13 protein-coding genes are annotated in these 16,221 nt (G+C 45.1%); 10 read left to right on the plus strand and 3 right to left on the minus strand.

Annotated elements, in window-relative coordinates; translation table 11 throughout:
- Nucleotides 1-486: 486 nt before the first annotated feature.
- Complete coding sequence (locus RIG27_RS18880; protein WP_446347667.1) at nucleotides 487-690, minus strand: hypothetical protein; 204 nt, start codon at nucleotides 688-690, stop codon at nucleotides 487-489.
- 4 nt (nucleotides 691-694) lie between these two features.
- A complete protein-coding gene (locus RIG27_RS18885; RefSeq protein WP_446347669.1) occupies nucleotides 695-1,567 on the minus strand; it encodes an S-methyl-5'-thioadenosine phosphorylase in 873 nt (290 codons plus the stop codon).
- Nucleotides 1,568-1,721: 154 nt separating this feature from the next.
- Between RIG27_RS18885 and RIG27_RS18890 the strand changes: the two genes are divergently transcribed.
- The 4 genes from RIG27_RS18890 to RIG27_RS18905 all read left to right on the plus strand — a co-directional run bounded on the left by RIG27_RS18890 (nucleotide 1,722) and on the right by RIG27_RS18905 (nucleotide 5,583).
- On the plus strand, nucleotides 1,722-2,678 hold the full coding sequence (locus RIG27_RS18890) for a hypothetical protein (protein ID WP_446347671.1): 957 nt from the start codon (nucleotides 1,722-1,724) through the stop codon (nucleotides 2,676-2,678).
- A 322-nt stretch (nucleotides 2,679-3,000) separates the two neighbouring features.
- Complete coding sequence (locus RIG27_RS18895) at nucleotides 3,001-3,915, plus strand: Rpn family recombination-promoting nuclease/putative transposase (RefSeq protein WP_446340360.1); 915 nt, start codon at nucleotides 3,001-3,003, stop codon at nucleotides 3,913-3,915.
- A gap of 25 nt (nucleotides 3,916-3,940) precedes the next feature.
- On the plus strand, nucleotides 3,941-4,189 hold the full coding sequence (locus tag RIG27_RS18900) for a protein kinase domain-containing protein (RefSeq protein ID WP_446347673.1): 249 nt from the start codon (nucleotides 3,941-3,943) through the stop codon (nucleotides 4,187-4,189).
- Entirely contained in the window at nucleotides 4,162-5,583 is a 1,422-nt protein-coding gene (locus RIG27_RS18905) for a WD40 domain-containing protein (RefSeq protein WP_446347675.1), read from the plus strand. The genes RIG27_RS18900 and RIG27_RS18905 overlap by 28 nt, the downstream gene beginning before the upstream one ends.
- A gap of 373 nt (nucleotides 5,584-5,956) precedes the next feature.
- Here the strand turns inward: RIG27_RS18905 and RIG27_RS18910 are convergent, their stop codons facing one another.
- Nucleotides 5,957-6,844: an Rpn family recombination-promoting nuclease/putative transposase gene (locus RIG27_RS18910; protein ID WP_446347677.1), complete on the minus strand. Its 888-nt coding sequence runs from the start codon at nucleotides 6,842-6,844 to the stop codon at nucleotides 5,957-5,959.
- A gap of 314 nt (nucleotides 6,845-7,158) precedes the next feature.
- Between RIG27_RS18910 and leuS the strand changes: the two genes are divergently transcribed.
- From leuS to RIG27_RS18940, 6 genes are all read left to right on the plus strand, one after another.
- Complete coding sequence (leuS, locus tag RIG27_RS18915; protein ID WP_446347679.1) at nucleotides 7,159-9,726, plus strand: leucine--tRNA ligase; 2,568 nt, start codon at nucleotides 7,159-7,161, stop codon at nucleotides 9,724-9,726.
- Between the two features lie 939 nt (nucleotides 9,727-10,665).
- Nucleotides 10,666-12,951 carry a formate C-acetyltransferase gene (gene pflB, locus RIG27_RS18920; RefSeq protein ID WP_446347681.1) on the plus strand — a complete coding sequence of 762 codons (2,286 nt, stop codon included), beginning with the start codon at nucleotides 10,666-10,668 and terminating at the stop codon, nucleotides 12,949-12,951.
- 276 nt (nucleotides 12,952-13,227) lie between these two features.
- Nucleotides 13,228-14,001, plus strand: a complete 774-nt coding sequence (pflA, locus tag RIG27_RS18925; RefSeq protein ID WP_446347732.1) for a pyruvate formate-lyase-activating protein — start codon at nucleotides 13,228-13,230, stop codon at nucleotides 13,999-14,001.
- Between the two features lie 16 nt (nucleotides 14,002-14,017).
- Complete coding sequence (locus RIG27_RS18930; protein ID WP_446347683.1) at nucleotides 14,018-14,275, plus strand: (2Fe-2S) ferredoxin domain-containing protein; 258 nt, start codon at nucleotides 14,018-14,020, stop codon at nucleotides 14,273-14,275.
- Nucleotides 14,276-14,368: 93 nt separating this feature from the next.
- Nucleotides 14,369-14,875, plus strand: coding sequence for a PAS domain-containing protein (locus tag RIG27_RS18935; protein WP_446347685.1), 507 nt, complete (start codon nucleotides 14,369-14,371; stop codon nucleotides 14,873-14,875).
- Between the two features lie 170 nt (nucleotides 14,876-15,045).
- A complete protein-coding gene (locus tag RIG27_RS18940; RefSeq protein ID WP_446347687.1) occupies nucleotides 15,046-16,212 on the plus strand; it encodes a SpoIIE family protein phosphatase in 1,167 nt (388 codons plus the stop codon).
- Nucleotides 16,213-16,221: the final 9 nt, after the last annotated feature.

Raw genomic sequence — 16,221 nt, forward strand, 5'->3', positions numbered from 1 at the left:
CGTATTACCGACAGAACAAGGGAGCGATGTACTCCGTCAATACATTCGGAGTTTGTTTGTCTCCGGGGTTCAATACCCCGGAGACAAACCCACAATTCTTCCCGACGCTCACCTTCGGTAGAGCGCAGGGCTGCTTGCGGTTATAGCTAAGACTATCCTCTGGGAGATTGCTCTCACTACAGCAAACGTATTACGAAAATTTTATTTTGTATTACAAATAGTGTTGTATGAGATAGTTGAATGAGAGAGTTGAGGGACACATAAGCGTCTGAGTTATGAATAGTAGATGCACCCTGTTTACCCAACCTCTGTTAACCATCTCTCAACCAGGGTCGGAACCTGTAGCTAACAGAGGCTTTCTGTAACAACGGCGATTTGAGAAAATCTTTTGGTGCCGCTGTAATACAGTTGGGTCATACAAACCATCATACACAATTGGAAACGTAAATATGGGTATAAGTTTACGTTTGTTAATATTACGTTGTATTACGCAAACTTTCTCAGTCTGGCAGAAGTTAGAGGGAGCAGGGGGAGCAGGGGGAGCAGGGGGAGCAGGGGGAGCAGGGGGAGCAGGGGAAGCAGGGGAAGAGGACTACCAATCAACAATGAACCATGAACAATCAACAAATGACGAATGACGAATGACAAATGACAAATGACAAATGACAAATGACAAATGACAAATGACAAATGACTACAAATATTTCTCCAAGAAAATGCTTAATTTCTGCTTCGTCGCCTCTGGCGCTTTGTCGAGTGGAGTCAAAATCGCGTACTTTAACGCTGAGTGTGCCTCGGATGGGGGTGGATTTTGGGCAAGACGCCGCACGGTTTCTTGAATCACCTGTTGAGCATTCGTGGCATTGCGCCGTAAATTGCCAATCACCATTTCTACGGTTACGCTGTCATGATCGGGATGCCAGCAATCATAATCGGTGACTAGGGCTAAGGTGGCGTAGGCGATTTCTGCTTCTCGCGCTAGTTTTGCTTCGGGTAAATTCGTCATCCCAACCACCGTTGCGCCCCAACTACGATAGAGATGGGATTCAGCTTGAGTGGAAAAGGCGGGTCCTTCCATACAGATGTATGTGCCACCGCGATGCAGGGTGATATCAGTTAACTGTAAGCTAGCCACCGCATCAGCTAAAACCTCGGCGAGTTGATTACATACGGGTTCAGCAAAGCCAATATGCGCCACAATCCCCTCACCGAAAAAGGTAGATACACGATTTTTGGTGCGGTCAATAAATTGATTGGGTATGACCATATCTAAAGGTTTGGCTTCTTCCTGGAGGGAACCCACGGCTGAGGCGGAAATCAGATACTTAACGCCCAACTGTTTCATCGCGTGGATATTGGCGCGGAAGGGTAATTCAGTGGGCATGAGATGATGATTACGACCATGACGGGCGAGAAAGGCAACGGTCGTTCCTTCTAGAGTGCCGACAATTAAAGCATCAGACGGCTTGCCAAAGGGGGTATCGAGTTGCACCTCTTGCACATCTTTGAGGGTATCCATTTGGTAAAGTCCGCTACCGCCAATAATGCCAATCGTTGCCTGTACCATTCTGCCTACCTTTTGCTGCGACAATGCCCAGATATTGTATCGGGAAATGGGTCGCGATCGCTCAATTTGAGTTCTTCCCTGATTTTGCCAGATGCTGTGAAAATTAGGCTACCCTTTTAGCTAATCCCGCAACCCATTTTCCGTTGCACCCGCTATGAGTAACAGCCACTGGCTAAAGATTACCGAATACCTTTTCCTCGCTGGTTCAGGATTGGGAACGGTTATCGCCGCCGCCACTCAGCAGGCGGTTTACGCCGCCGCACCGATTACGATTACTCTGGGATTAAATTTAGCTAATCGAGGGCGATTTGATCAGAAGACTCATCCACAGACAGAAACCGCGATCGCACTCCTCCAACAACAAGTTACCAACTTAGACTCTCTCCAATCCCAGATTGCGGAATTACGCGATGCGATCGCACTCCTCCAACAACAAGTTACCAACTCCGATTCGCTTAAATCCCAGATTGCAGAATTACAGGGTGCGATCGCACAATTCCCAACCCCAGAACCCAATTCTCCCACGATTGAGCCTGATGTAGAAATTCAACCGCTTTTACCAGACACCATTACCCGATGGCAATGTGTCAACACCCTCACCGGAAATTTAGCGCCAATTACCACGCTTACACTTCATCCAAACGGGCAAATTATCGCTACTAACACGATTAACAATACAATCCAATTGTGGGATATTCAAACTGAACAAAAACACCTCATCCTTAAAGGACATTCCCAGCCAGTTTTATCCATCGCCTTTAATCCTCACGCACAAACCTTAGCCAGTGGTAGTGCGGATCTTATGATTAAGCTGTGGGATACTCGCACTGGACAGCAGAAACGTAGTCTAAAGGGCTATTTTTACTATTTTCTCGCCGTCGCCTTTAGTCCTGATGGTTTAACCTTGGCGAGTGGGAGTGCTGACTGTACCGTTAAACTTTGGGATGCTAATACCTTAGCCCAAAAACGCATTTTTAAAGGACATGGGGAGTTAATTGACACTTTATCTGACCATGCAGGGGCGGTGACATCCGTGGTTTTCAGTCCCGATGGGCAGCGATTGATTAGTGGGAGTAGTGACAAAACAATCAAGATATGGCGTAGGCTTTAGGAGTGCGATCGCGCCTGAACTCCAGTCCGGTCAGCCTTGCGCCGCGATCGCGATTCTATCTGTCAATAACTTGAGAACATAATACAATATTTTATAGTCCCCTCTTATCTATAAGCTGTTCGGCATTTAAACCTTAATGTCAAAAACTGCAAAACCCTTGTAATGCGTTAAGCGAAGCCATGCCGCAGGCTTTGCATCTTGCTCGCTACCCATTCCCAATTTAAATGTGTGACAGCTTAGCCAACCTCGATAATTGGTGAAGTATTTGCTTCGTTGTTCCCCAGGATAAACTATAGTTTAGCAACTAAATTAGGATCGATATATGACTTTTATCAACCCCAAAACAGACTTTGCTTTCAAGAAAATATTCGGATCTACCGATAGTAAAGATATCCTAATAAGTTTTTTAAATGCGCTTCTATATGAAGGTAATCCAATCATAGAAGACTTGGAAATTATTGATCCGTATTTGCCGCCGAATATTCCTGCTCTAAAAGATACGTTTCTGGACGTTAAGGCAAAAATCACCGGAAATAAAATCGTGATTATTGAAATGCAAGTCTTAAATGTAGTCGCTTTTGATAAAAGAGTTGTCTTCAATGCGGCTAAAACCTTTGCTACTCAACTTAAATCGGGTGAAGGATACTCTAAACTGAATTCTGTCATTGCTTTAACAATTACAGATTTTCAAATGTTTCCTCAGCGAAATAAAGTTATTTCCCGATTTACTTTTGCCGATATGCAGGATTTATTTATATATCCTGAACGTTCTCTAGAATTAGTTTTTGTAGAATTACCGAATTTTCAAAAAGAATTAAATGAATTAGAGAGTTTAACCGATAAATGGATTTATTTCATGAAACAAACGAGCAATCTAGACAGTGTACCGGAAAAAATGGATGAAGTGGTGGCTATTCAAAAAGCGTTTAGAATTGCGAATCAAGCGAACTTAACCCTGGAAGAATTAGAAACGCTAGAGAAGCAACAGATGTTTCTAGAAGACCAACAAGGTGCTATTTTGAAAGGCATTGAACAGGGTTTAGAACAAGGGAGACAAGAAGGAGAAATTGGATTAATCTTGCGTTTATTAGAACGTCGTATCGGAGCGATCGCGCCGGAACTGCAAACCCGCCTCCGTCAATTACCCTCTGGGCAATTAGAAGCATTAGCCGATGCTGTCCTGACGTTTACTGATGTTACCGATTTAACCGCTTGGTTACAAGATAATACCCAATGAATTAGGTATAAATTTTAATTGCCTATTGCCTGTTCCCTGTTCCCTGACAAATAAGTTTGCCCATTTTAATCGGGATAATCGCCAGTATTTGGTACAAGAATATATTCCTGGGTACGATTTAGCTCAAATGTTAATCGCTCAAGGTGCTTTCACTGAACAGCAAATTCGAGACTTCCTCAATAGTTTGCTGCAATTGCTAGAGTTTATTCACCGTCATAATGTTAAAATTCATAATGCATCAGTTTTATGGATCAGATTAATCAGTATTATATAATTTTGGGACTGCAACCGGGTGCGTCTTTAGCGGAAATAAAACAAGCCTATCGGGAATTAGCTAGACGTTGGCATCCGGATCGTTTTCCTGATGATCCGCAACGACAAGCTAAAGGACAAGAAGAACTTAAAAAAATAAATGATGCTTACCAAAATCTGAAGTCATACACTCCGGTTTTACCTCAGCCAGAGGTTGACCAAGATGTGGATGCGACAACCTATTACCAGTGGGGGATGGAACTGGCAAAGGGTTGTCAATATCAGCAAGCAATCGACTATTTTAGTAAAGCTATCTGGCTGGATGTTGACTTGGTTAAAGCCTATAAATATCGCGGACTGGCGTATTCTCAACTGGGGGAATACCGATATGCGATCGCGGATTTTAATCAAGCCGCTAGTCTGTATTGGCAATACCAATATTTGCGAGACTATCAAGATGTCCTTTTCTGCATTAGTAAGCTCCAAAATGTAGTCTTGCAGCCACTCCAGCAGAACTGGCGCTGTGTTCATACTCTTAAAGGTCATACGTATTTTGTCTACGCCGTTGCGATTAGTCCAGATCGAGAAACAGTGGTGAGTGGTAGTACAGATGGAAAAATTAAATTATGGGATGTGCAAACGGGAAAGGAACAGCAAACTCTCAAAGGACATGCAGGTAGGTTTGGCTATGTTCAATCCATTGCGATTAGTCCCGATGGGAAAATATTGGTGAGTGGGGGAAATGATAAAACCATTAAACTTTGGCAACTTAGTACCGGGAAGGAACGGCGAACCTTAACCGGACATTCCGGTTTATTTGCTGGGGTTAAGTCGGTGATAATTAGTCCCGATGGTAAGCTAATTGGCAGTGGTAGCGATGATAAAACGATTAAACTTTGGTCTCTGGCTAAGGGGCGAGAACTACGCACGTTTAAGGGTCATACTGCTGGAGTAAATGGGGTGGCGATTAGTCCAGATGGCAAGATTATCGCTAGTGGGAGTAGCGATAAAACAATTAAGTTATGGCAGGTGGGAAAGGCGCGGGAATTGCACACACTTACAGGTCATACTGATACTGTAAATGCAGTAGCATTTAGTTCCGATGGGCAGATGCTGGCAAGTGGGAGTGCCGATGGAACGATTAAACTCTGGCAACTCAGTAGTGGACGGATATTGCGAACCTTAAAAGGGCATCATGATACTGTAAATGCGGTAGCATTTAGTCCCGATGGACAAATTCTTGCTAGTGGTAGCGCCGATAAAACGATTAAATTGTGGCAGGTTAGAAAAGGACGGAAACTTCGCACCCTCAAAGGGCATACGGCTGCTATACATACAATTGCGATTAGTTTAGATGGGCAAATCATTGTTAGTGGTAGTGCGGATAAAACCATTAAGATTTGGCGATGCAATTGAATGATGACGTTGTGAATTCCCTCCCCTTGACAAGGGGAGGGTTAGGGAGGGGTTTGTCTCAAGGTATTGCTTTCTTGTAGAATCTGTCATAAATAAACTGAACCATATTAAGTTATGTAAACACCCCTTCAACCCTTACAAATGACGAATGACGAATGACGAATGACGATCTCCACCGTTCACATTAATTGTCCCCACCTACTTAATTAGCGTTAGTCCCTAAACCCGCCCCTACCCTGCCTAAACCCGTCCCTACAATTAATAGGTTTCCGACTTGTGCAGCAGACCCTACTTATGACTTCTTTTGAAGAGGTTCCGATTCCAGAACCCAAAGCCATCTAATCCAGGTAAACTTGCCTCACAATAACCATTTCTACATCAACCGTCGCACCTCTTCCAGACTCAAGCCAGTAATGCGACTAATCGTCTCTTCATCTAACACTCCTAGCATTTGCCTAGCTATTTCTATTTTAGATTCCTGAATACCCTGTTCTCGTCCAACTTCGATGCCCTGTTCTCGCCCGACTTCGATACCCTGTTCAATTCCCTGTCTTAATCCTAGTCGAATCGCATTCCGTTGATCGTGAATATAGATTTCTCGCTGTTCTAATACTTCTAACTCTTCACGAGTCATATTGGCTTGATTTGCCACTTCAAAAGCTCTGCGAATTTCGGGAACTTGTGCCATGATTTCGGGAATCGTCTCTAATTGTCTGGCACTTTTGATAAAGTATATCCATTTATCGGCTAGGCTTTCTAAGTCTTCTAGAGTTTTCGTAAACTTGGGTAATTCAACAAAGACTAACTCTAAGTCATTAATTGGGTAATCGGTCAATACATTCTTTTCTTTGAGGACAAAGTTAGAAGTCACCTGGGGCAAATCCTGGAACATTTCAAAGTCAGTGATTGTCAAGGCAATCACTGGACTCAGAAGCGTATAATCTTCTCCGGGTTCCAATTGAATGGAATAGGCTTTGGCGGCGTTATACAATATCCGCTTCTCAAACCCTTCTAGATTCAAGACTTGCATTTCAATAATGACCGTTGTATTAGCGGTGAGTCGGGCTTTGACATCTAAGTAGGTATCTTTAATTCCCTGAATTTTAGGTGCTAGATAGGGATTGATAATTTCTAAATCTTCAATAATACTGCGTCCGCCGTAGAGGAGGGCATTTAAAAAACTAATCAGGATTTCTTTACTTTGCTCAGAGCCAAATATTTTCTTAAAGGCAAAGTCTGTTTTCGGATTAATGAAAATCATAGTTTAAGGGAACGGGGAAAAGGGAACAGGGGAATAGATTTTACGGTTTTTTACCTCGCAAGCAAACCTTGCTGGTTTTCTGGGCGCATGCCAGTCATCAAATCAAAACCATGTCTTTGAGTGCAGCGAAGGGTCAAGTCAGGGCGGGTTTTGCACAAACGTTATCATCAACAGCGAAAACAAAGTTCCATTACCCGCCCCTACACCCTCAACACTTACCTCGCGTCAAAAGTAAACTCCCCATCCCCCGTCACCCCTGATGATATGCCAAAATTGTTAGAACGGATGAGTTCAACCCTGTAGGAGATTCTTTTGTGGAGTCGCGTTATCACCCCGTCGAGATAGAGGAAAAGTGGCAAACCAGTTGGTCACACCAAAACCTAGACCAAACCCAGGACAAGGCAGATAAGCCCAAATTCTATGCCCTGTCGATGTTTCCCTATCCATCGGGCAACCTGCACATGGGTCACGTCCGTAACTATACGATTACCGATGTCATTGCCCGCAAAAGCCGGATGCAGGGCTATCGAGTCCTTCATCCGATGGGTTGGGATGCCTTTGGGCTACCTGCGGAAAATGCGGCGATTCAGCGCGGCGTTCATCCCGCCAAGTGGACATACCAAAATATTGCTCAGATGCAGTCTGAGTTAAAGCGTCTGGGATTGTCCTACGATTGGAACCGGGAATTGGCAACCTGTGCGCCGGACTATTACCAGTGGACGCAGTGGATTTTCTTGCAGTTTCTCCACGCCGGACTAGCCTATCAGAAAGAAGCGGCGGTCAACTGGGACCCAATTGACCAAACTGTACTCGCCAATGAACAAGTAGATAGCGAGGGACGTTCCTGGCGTTCTGGTGCGAAAGTGGAACGGAAACTCTTACGTCAGTGGTTCCTGAAAATTACTGATTATGCCGAACAATTACTCAACGACTTAGATAAGCTGGAGGGATGGCCCGAACGGGTGAAGTTGATGCAAGCCAACTGGATTGGCAAATCCGTCGGCGCTTATTTAGAGTTTCCCATAATCGACTTGGATGAAAAAATCGGTGTGTTTACCACCCGCCCAGATACGGTTTATGGCGTCACCTATGTGGTGTTAGCCCCGGAACATCCCTTAACCCCAAAGGTTACGACTCCTGACCGAAAAGCTGAGGTTGACGCCTTTATTAACGAGGTAACTCAGGAAAGCGAACTGGAACGCACGGCTGAGGATAAGCCGAAACGGGGTATTCCCACTGGGGGTAAGGCGATTAATCCGTTTACTGGGGAAGAAATCCCGATTTGGATTGCCGATTACGTGCTATATGAATATGGCACAGGGGCGGTGATGGGTGTTCCCGCCCATGATGCACGAGATTTCCAATTTGCTACGGAACAGACGTTACCCATCAAGACGGTGATTGTACCCGCAGATGCGGCTGACCCGAAAGCTGAACCGAAACAGGCGTATACTGAACCCGGTGTGGTGGTGAATTCTGACTTGTTTAATGGCATGGAATCCATCGCCGCCAAAGAAGAGATTGTCAAATATGCCGAACGTAAAGGATGGGGGAAAGCCCGGGTACAGTACCGCCTGCGGGATTGGTTAATTTCTCGCCAACGCTACTGGGGCGCACCGATTCCGGTGATTTACTGTCCTGACTGTGGGATTGTCCCGGTTCCGGAGCAAGATTTGCCTGTAGAATTACCGGAGAATGTAGCGATGAGTGGGGGGCGTGTCGCTTCGTTATCCCAGGTGGAGGGATGGGTAGATGTGCCTTGTCCTACCTGTGGTACAGCGGCGAAACGGGAAACGGATACGATGGATACGTTTATTGATTCGTCGTGGTATTTCCTGCGTTATCCTGATGCGAATAATCACCAGCAGGTGTTTGACTCTAGTAAAACTAATGACTGGATGCCTGTAGACCAGTACGTGGGTGGCATCGAACACGCGATTTTGCACCTATTGTACTCCCGTTTCTTCACCAAAGTTTTGCGCGATCGCGGCTTACTTAATTTTGATGAACCGTTCCAGCGTCTGTTAACTCAGGGAATGGTACAGGGGTTAACCTACATGAACCCCAGAACCGGGAAATGGGTTCCCTCGGTAGAAGTCAACCCCAGTGACCCCAAAGACCCAGAAACCGGGGAAACCCTGGAGGTGTCCTACAAAACCATGTCCAAATCTAAATATAACGGTGTTGCACCAGAAGCGGTAATTAACAAATATGGTGCGGATACCGCCCGGATGTTTATCCTATTTAAAGCCCCTCCAGAAAAAGACTTGGAATGGGATGATGCAGATGTGGAAGGGCAGTTCCGTTTCCTGAACCGGGTTTGGCGTTTGGTGGAGGAGTTTGCGGCAAAAGGAACTAATCGTTCCACCACCACTCCCAATGAGTTAACTAAACCGGAAAAAGACCTACGACGGGCAATTCACACGGCGATTAAAGAAGTCACTGATGATTTAGATGGGGAGTATCAATTTAATACAGCGGTTTCCGAGTTAATGAAACTCAGCAACGCCCTCGGTGATGCTAAGTGCAAAGACTCCCCCGTTTACGCCGAAGGAATCGAGACACTGATTCTGTTATTAGCCCCCTTTGCCCCCCATATTGCTGAAGAGTTATGGCATGGAATTGGTCACACGGACTCGGTTCACCTACAACCCTGGTGTACTTTTGAACCAGAGGCATTAGTCGCCGATGAGATTACCCTGGTGATTCAAATCATGGGTAAAACCCGTGGCACCATTCAGGTTCCCGCTGATTCCGATAAATCAGCATTGGAACAGTATGCCAGGGAATCAGAGGTTGCCCAGCGTTATATCACAGGTAAGACGGTGAAAAAGGTGATTGTTGTACCAGGAAAGCTGGTCAATTTTGTGGTGACAGGTTGATATCAAGGTAGGGAGATAGAATCATGTAGAGACGTGCCATGGCGCGTCTTTATGTAGGGGCGGGTTTACGCGCCAAACTTTCCCCAAAATATAGCGTGGGTTATAAAAACAATTGTAGGGGCGACCCGCCGTACCCAATTAACACCACCTAACCTTTAATTTGCTCGGGTCGCCCTGTATCAGGTATCGTCAATTAAAGGTAAAAATGGTGCGACCCGCCGTACCCAATTAACACCACCTAACCTTTAATTTGCTCGGGTCGCCCTGTATCAGGTATCGTCAATTAAAGGTAAAAATGGTGCAACCCGCCCCAACCCTTAATTTAATTGGGTTGCCCCCACCCGGTATCAGTAATGCTCCAACACCGCATTTAGACAGGGGCGAGTCGATATAGGTTAATTCTCGCACCGAACATTGATGCAGCGACTCGCCCCTACAGCTTATTGGTGGTGATTATGGGATGGATTTGGATATTGCTAGACATGGGTTTATCCTCGATTTAGCCAAGTCCCGGCGTCCATGCCATACGTCCTTTGTCCCTCTCCTGATACCCTGAGCGAGGGTAGTATTCTCCGCACAGTTTATAGAAAAATCATCCAACCTTGACATTAAAAATATTTGTAAAGCAGTAGATTGACTTCTCCAAAATTTGCTGATTTAATATCCATGGAGTTACGATATAGATAGACAGTTAGAGAGAGCAGTAAACGTCCAGGCTAAATAGACCGCAAGGAATAGATTTAGTTAGGATAAACCTTACTGTTCCTCCTATAGACCCATGACTAGAGTCAAAAGTCTGAGGTAAAAAGAAAACGCTACGAGTTTTTAGCCGGAACAATAAAACCTTAGGCTTTTGACCAAAATTTCCCAAAAGGGAGAATGGTCATGGCTACGTCTAACGTTCAAAAGTTTGCACAAAAAAAGAGGGAAATAATGCCTATGGTTGGGACATTTGCACCTAACACATCTACGCAACAGCAAGAGACAGCTAGTTCCTTATGCGAACAATGGCAGGATTTTAGTCCCGGTAAATGGACGAATGAAATTAATGTTCGGGATTTCATCCAAAAGAATTATACCCCATACACACAAGACGACTCTTTCCTTGCCGGAGCAACTGAACGGACTAAAACACTCTGGCAAAACGTCTGCGATTTAATGCAGCAAGAGCGGGAAAAGGGTATTTTAGATGTCGATACCAAAGTCCCCACCAGTATCACTGCCCATGCACCGGGTTATATTGATCAAAACTTGGAACAAATTGTCGGCGTCCAAACCGATAAACCGTTAAAACGGGCAATTATGCCCTTGGGTGGTATCCGAGTGGTCAAGAAATCCTTGGAAGCTTACGGCTATCAACTTGATCCCCAAACAGAAGAGATTTTCACCAACTATCGCAAAACCCATAATGATGGCGTGTTTGATGCCTATACGCGGGAAATGCGGAAAGCGCGACATTCTGGGATTATTACGGGATTACCAGATGCCTATGGTCGAGGTCGAATTATTGGTGACTATCGCCGGGTGGCATTGTATGGGATCACTCGTTTAATTGCGGATAAAAAACAACAGCAAGATTCCCTGGAATTCGATGCGATTGACGAGTCGGTTATCCAACAACGGGAAGAAATTTCTGAGCAAATCCGGGCGCTAAAAGAACTGCAAGACATGGCAGCTAGCTATGGCTGTGATATTAGCCGTCCGGCGGCAACTGCCCAAGAAGCGGTACAGTGGACGTACTTTGGTTATCTGGGTGCGGTGAAGGAACAAAATGGTGCGGCGATGTCTTTGGGACGGGTGTCTACGTTCCTGGATATTTACGTTGAACGGGATTTAAATAACGGCACGCTGAACGAATCCGAGGCGCAGGAGTTAATTGACCATTTCGTGATGAAACTGCGGATGGTGCGCTTCCTGCGGGCACCTGCTTACAATGAACTGTTCTCCGGTGATCCGGTTTGGGTAACCGAAGCGATTGGCGGAATGGGAGAAGATGGTCGTCCGTTGGTGACGAAGACGAGTTTCCGTTTCTTGCATACGCTTTATAACTTGGGTCCTGCACCAGAACCAAATTTAACGGTGCTATGGTCAGAACGGCTACCGATGAACTTTAAGCGGTTCTGCGCCAAGGTATCGGTAGAAACCAGTTCGATTCAGTACGAGAACGATGACCTGATGCGATCGCACTATGGTGATGATTATGGCATTGCCTGCTGTGTATCGGGAATGCCGATTGGCAAACAGATGCAGTTCTTTGGCGCACGGGTTAACCTGGCGAAAGCCTTACTCTATGCGATTAATGGCGGTAAGGATGAAAAAGCTGGCGAACAAATCGGTCCAGAACTCGCACCGATTACCTCAGAGTACCTTGATTATGACGAGGTGATGGGGAAATTTGACCAAATGATCGAGTGGTTGGCGAAACTCTACGTCAATACCTTGAATGTAATCCACTACATGCACGATAAATATTGTTATGAGCGTTTGGAAATGGCGCTACATGACCGGGATGTTTATCGGACAATGGCTTGTGGGATTGCTGGCTTGTCGGTGGTTGGCGATGCGTTTTCGGCGATTAAATATGCCAAGGTGAAAGTTATTCGCAATCACCAGGGTCTCGCCGTAGACTATCAGGTGGAAGGAGATTATCCCAAGTTTGGCAATAACGATGATCAAGTGGATGACATTACTGCCAACCTGGTGAAAGCGTTTATGGATAAAATCCGCAAGAATAAGACCTATCGCGGCGCTGTTCCTACCCAGTCGATTCTGACGATTACCTCAAATGTGGTGTACGGGAAGAAAACCGGAAGTACCCCCGATGGGCGCAAAGCTGGGGCACCCTTCGCCCCGGGTGCGAACCCGATGCATGGTCGTGATAGCAATGGCGCGATCGCAGCCTTAGCGTCAGTGGCGAAACTCCCCTATGAACACGCCCAAGATGGGATTTCTTATACGTTCTCCATTGTGCCGCAAGCGTTGGGTAAGACGGATGATGCAAAGGTGAACAACTTGGTGGGAATGCTGGATGGGTATTTCCATGATGATGGTCATCATATCAATGTCAATGTCTTCAATCGCGATACCCTGCTAGATGCAATGGATCATCCAGAGAAATACCCGCAGTTAACGATTCGGGTATCGGGTTATGCGGTGAACTTTATTAAGTTAACCCGCGAACAACAACTGGATGTGATTAATCGCACATTCCACGAACGGATTTAGACTCAAATAAACATTTTGGGTTCGCCGAAACCCTAGATACACCGTAGGGTGGGCATTGCCCACCAGCTAACACGGCAAAGCGAAGGATCACGCACCAGGTTCCCTCGAACAAAGTTAACACTCAGTCGGGGCGGGTTTAGTTACATCTGGGTGCTTTCGTAAACGATAGTCGTGAAACCCGCCCCTACACACGGGCGGGTTTAGTTACATCTGGGTGCAAAGATAGTGATCAAACCCGCCCCTACACACTCAACACTCAACATTTGAACTATGGTAATGCAATCATCAATTTCTCACTCCCCAATCGCCACTCCTAAAACCTCTGTAACTGGACGCATTCACTCGTTAGAAAGCTGCGGAACAGTAGATGGTCCGGGTATCCGCTTTGTTATTTTTACCCAAGGCTGTCCCCTGCGTTGTCTTTATTGTCACAATCCGGATAGTCGCTGTATCCGTGAAGGTCAAGAAGTTACCGTTGATGAACTGATGACCCAGATCCCAAAGTATCGTTCCTATATGCGCTTTTCCGGCGGCGGCGTTACGATAACAGGGGGTGAACCCTTGATGCAACCGGAATTTGTCCGCGAAATTTTCCGACGTTGCCAAGACCAAGGGATTCATACCGCCCTAGATACGTCGGGTTATGTGAATTTGGATGTCGCTAAACCTGTGCTGGATTATGTAGATTTGGTCTTATTGGACATTAAGTCCTTTGATCCCAAAATTTATTTTAAGATTACCAACGTTTCCCTCGAACCTACACTCGCGTTTGCCCAGTATCTGAGTGAGATTAAAAAGCCGACCTGGATTCGCTTTGTCCTAGTTCCCAATTTATCCGATAACCTAGAGAGTATCGAGGGATTAGCACAGTTTGTCTCTAGCTTGGGCAATGTGGAAAAAGTCGAAGTTCTGCCGTTTCACAAAATGGGAGAGTATAAATGGCAACAGCTAGGGTATGACTATCAGCTTAAAGACACACCCTCGCCAACGCCCCAACAGGTGCAGCAGGTTATGGACATCTTTCAAAGACAGGGGTTGCATGTGCAGTAAGATTGAGGTGTAGACTATGGACGGGAAAGAAAATCTCTATTTATGTATGGGTTCAGCCTGTCATCAATTGGGTGTTTATGAAGTATTACCCAAAATTCAGGCGTTGATTAGCACCTACAATTTGGAGGATAAAGTTGAATTAAAGGGTTCTTTTTGTTTGGAGACCTGTAGCGCTGGTATTGTGATGAAGTTTAAGGATAAATTCTTTGTCAATATCAATGCGAATAATGTTGAGCAAAAGTTTAAACAAGAGATTCTGCCTTGTATTCAATGATGTATAGGGAGAGGGAACAGGGAACAGGGAACAGGGAACAGGGAACAATAAGTTTCACTTAACCTGGCAATAGCACCTTGATCAATAAATACTATGGCAAGTAACGATAAGAGTTTGTGGGAATTATTGTGGCAGTATGACCCGAATGGTTTGATTGTCGTGGATAAAGATATGACAATCAAGCTGGTGAATCCTGCCTTTTGCAAAATGTTTAATGTAGAACAGGAGGCGGCTATTGGTGAGTCCGCCTCCACTATTTTGACAGATGTCAGTGATTTTCAACGGGTCTGGGATAATGATGAGGTGATTCAGGGGAAGGAAAAAGAGTACGCTAATCACCAACTTTATGTCAGAGAAGTTATTTTTCCGATTAAAGAGAAAAATATCATTGCAGCTATTTTGGTGAATATGAGTTATGAGTTACAGCGTAAGCGAGAATTGATAAAAGTTAAGCGAGAAACGGTGAAAAAGGTTAATGAGGTGGTGGATAATCAAATGAAAGTTGTCCAAGAAATTGCGGGAATATTGGGAGAAACGACGGCAACGACGAAGGTGAGTCTATTGAAGATTATTCAAATGGTGGAACAGGAGATGGGGTAGTAGTTATTTGTCATTCGTCATTTGTCATTCGTCATTTGTCATAAATTGAGGGGGCGCAGCATCAACTTGGGACGGGTTTAGGCGCATCTGGGTGAGAGAAGAAACGATAGTCGCAATATTTGCGCCGATACACTAGACAGTTAAAATGTCGTTTAACTATATAAAAGCTTATGAGTCGTGATCATTTTCTGGATATCTATGATTTAAGCTTAAATAAAAAGGGAGAGGAACTGTGTGGCGACCAGGTTAAGTTTATCAAGACGAAGGATAAGACGACGATTGTTTTATCCGATGGCTTAGGAAGTGGTGTCAAGGCGAATATCCTAGCAACGCTGACGACGGAAATCTTGATCACCATGTTGAATGCCGATCTGTCCCTGACCGAGGTGATCGAAACGGTGATTGGTACGTTGCCCATTTGTAGTGTTCGGAAAATTGCTTACGCCACGTTTACTATAATTCGTGTTAATCATAAAACCAATAAATTTAAAGTTATAAACTTTGATAACCCACCGATTTTTCATTTTAGGAAAGGAAAACCTGTCCCCGTTGAAACCCGAACCGAGAAAATCCTGGAGAAAGACATTGTTATTTCCGAAGGGCATTTAGAACGGGGGGATTTTCTGGGGGCGATTAGTGATGGCGTCTTGTATGCGGGACTGGGTGCGGTTTTAAATTTCGGCTGGGGCTGGGAAAATATTGCCAAATATATTGAAAGCCTATATATTCGGGATACCTACACTGCTCGTAATATTGTCCGCAAAGTGATTGGCGAAACGCACAACCTCTATCAAGGGAAAATTGGGGATGATGCCACGTTTGTGGGCGTCTGTGTGCGGCAGCGTAATGAGTTAATGATTTTTACGGGACCCCCTCTGGATCAACGTCACGACAAGGTTTATGTGGAACGCTTATTAAATTTTGAGGGCAGAAAAGTGATCTGTGGCGGAACCACGGGGAATATTGTGGGCAAATATCTGGGTGAAGAGGTGGAAATGGATATTGCCACGATGCGACCGGATCTGCCGCCGATTGGGAAGTTAAGCAAAATTGACCTGGTAACTGAAGGGATATTAACGATCTCGAAAAGCCTAGAAATCTTAAAAAAATGTAAATGTGATATCGATCGCTTACCGACGGATCGCAATGGTGCAGCGCTTCTAGCTAAGGAAATCTTGATGGCGGATTCGGTACTTTTCTTGGTGGGGCAGAAAATTAACGAATTTTATCAAAATCCGCTGTTACCCAAAAACATTTCCATCCGCCGGAATTTAGTAGAAGAGGTAGTGAAGTATTTGCAAAACCATAAGAAAGAAGTCCAGTTAGAATACTGCTAAGTTAGGTCA

This window comes from Coleofasciculus sp. F4-SAH-05 (assembly GCF_040222985.1).
GTDB classification, from domain to species: Bacteria; Cyanobacteriota; Cyanobacteriia; order Cyanobacteriales; family Coleofasciculaceae; genus Coleofasciculus; species Coleofasciculus chthonoplastes.

Coding starts and splice junctions, on each gene's coding strand:
- RIG27_RS18885 (WP_446347669.1), bottom strand. CDS start 1,567: ATGGTACAGGCAACGATTGGCATTATTGGCGGTAGCGGACTTTACCAA.
- RIG27_RS18890 (WP_446347671.1), top strand. CDS start 1,722: ATGAGTAACAGCCACTGGCTAAAGATTACCGAATACCTTTTCCTCGCT.
- RIG27_RS18895 (WP_446340360.1), top strand. CDS start 3,001: ATGACTTTTATCAACCCCAAAACAGACTTTGCTTTCAAGAAAATATTC.
- RIG27_RS18905 (WP_446347675.1), top strand. CDS start 4,162: ATGGATCAGATTAATCAGTATTATATAATTTTGGGACTGCAACCGGGT.
- RIG27_RS18910 (WP_446347677.1), bottom strand. CDS start 6,844: ATGATTTTCATTAATCCGAAAACAGACTTTGCCTTTAAGAAAATATTT.
- pflB (WP_446347681.1), top strand. CDS start 10,666: ATGGTTGGGACATTTGCACCTAACACATCTACGCAACAGCAAGAGACA.
- pflA (WP_446347732.1), top strand. CDS start 13,228: ATGCAATCATCAATTTCTCACTCCCCAATCGCCACTCCTAAAACCTCT.
- RIG27_RS18930 (WP_446347683.1), top strand. CDS start 14,018: ATGGACGGGAAAGAAAATCTCTATTTATGTATGGGTTCAGCCTGTCAT.
- RIG27_RS18935 (WP_446347685.1), top strand. CDS start 14,369: ATGGCAAGTAACGATAAGAGTTTGTGGGAATTATTGTGGCAGTATGAC.
- RIG27_RS18940 (WP_446347687.1), top strand. CDS start 15,046: ATGAGTCGTGATCATTTTCTGGATATCTATGATTTAAGCTTAAATAAA.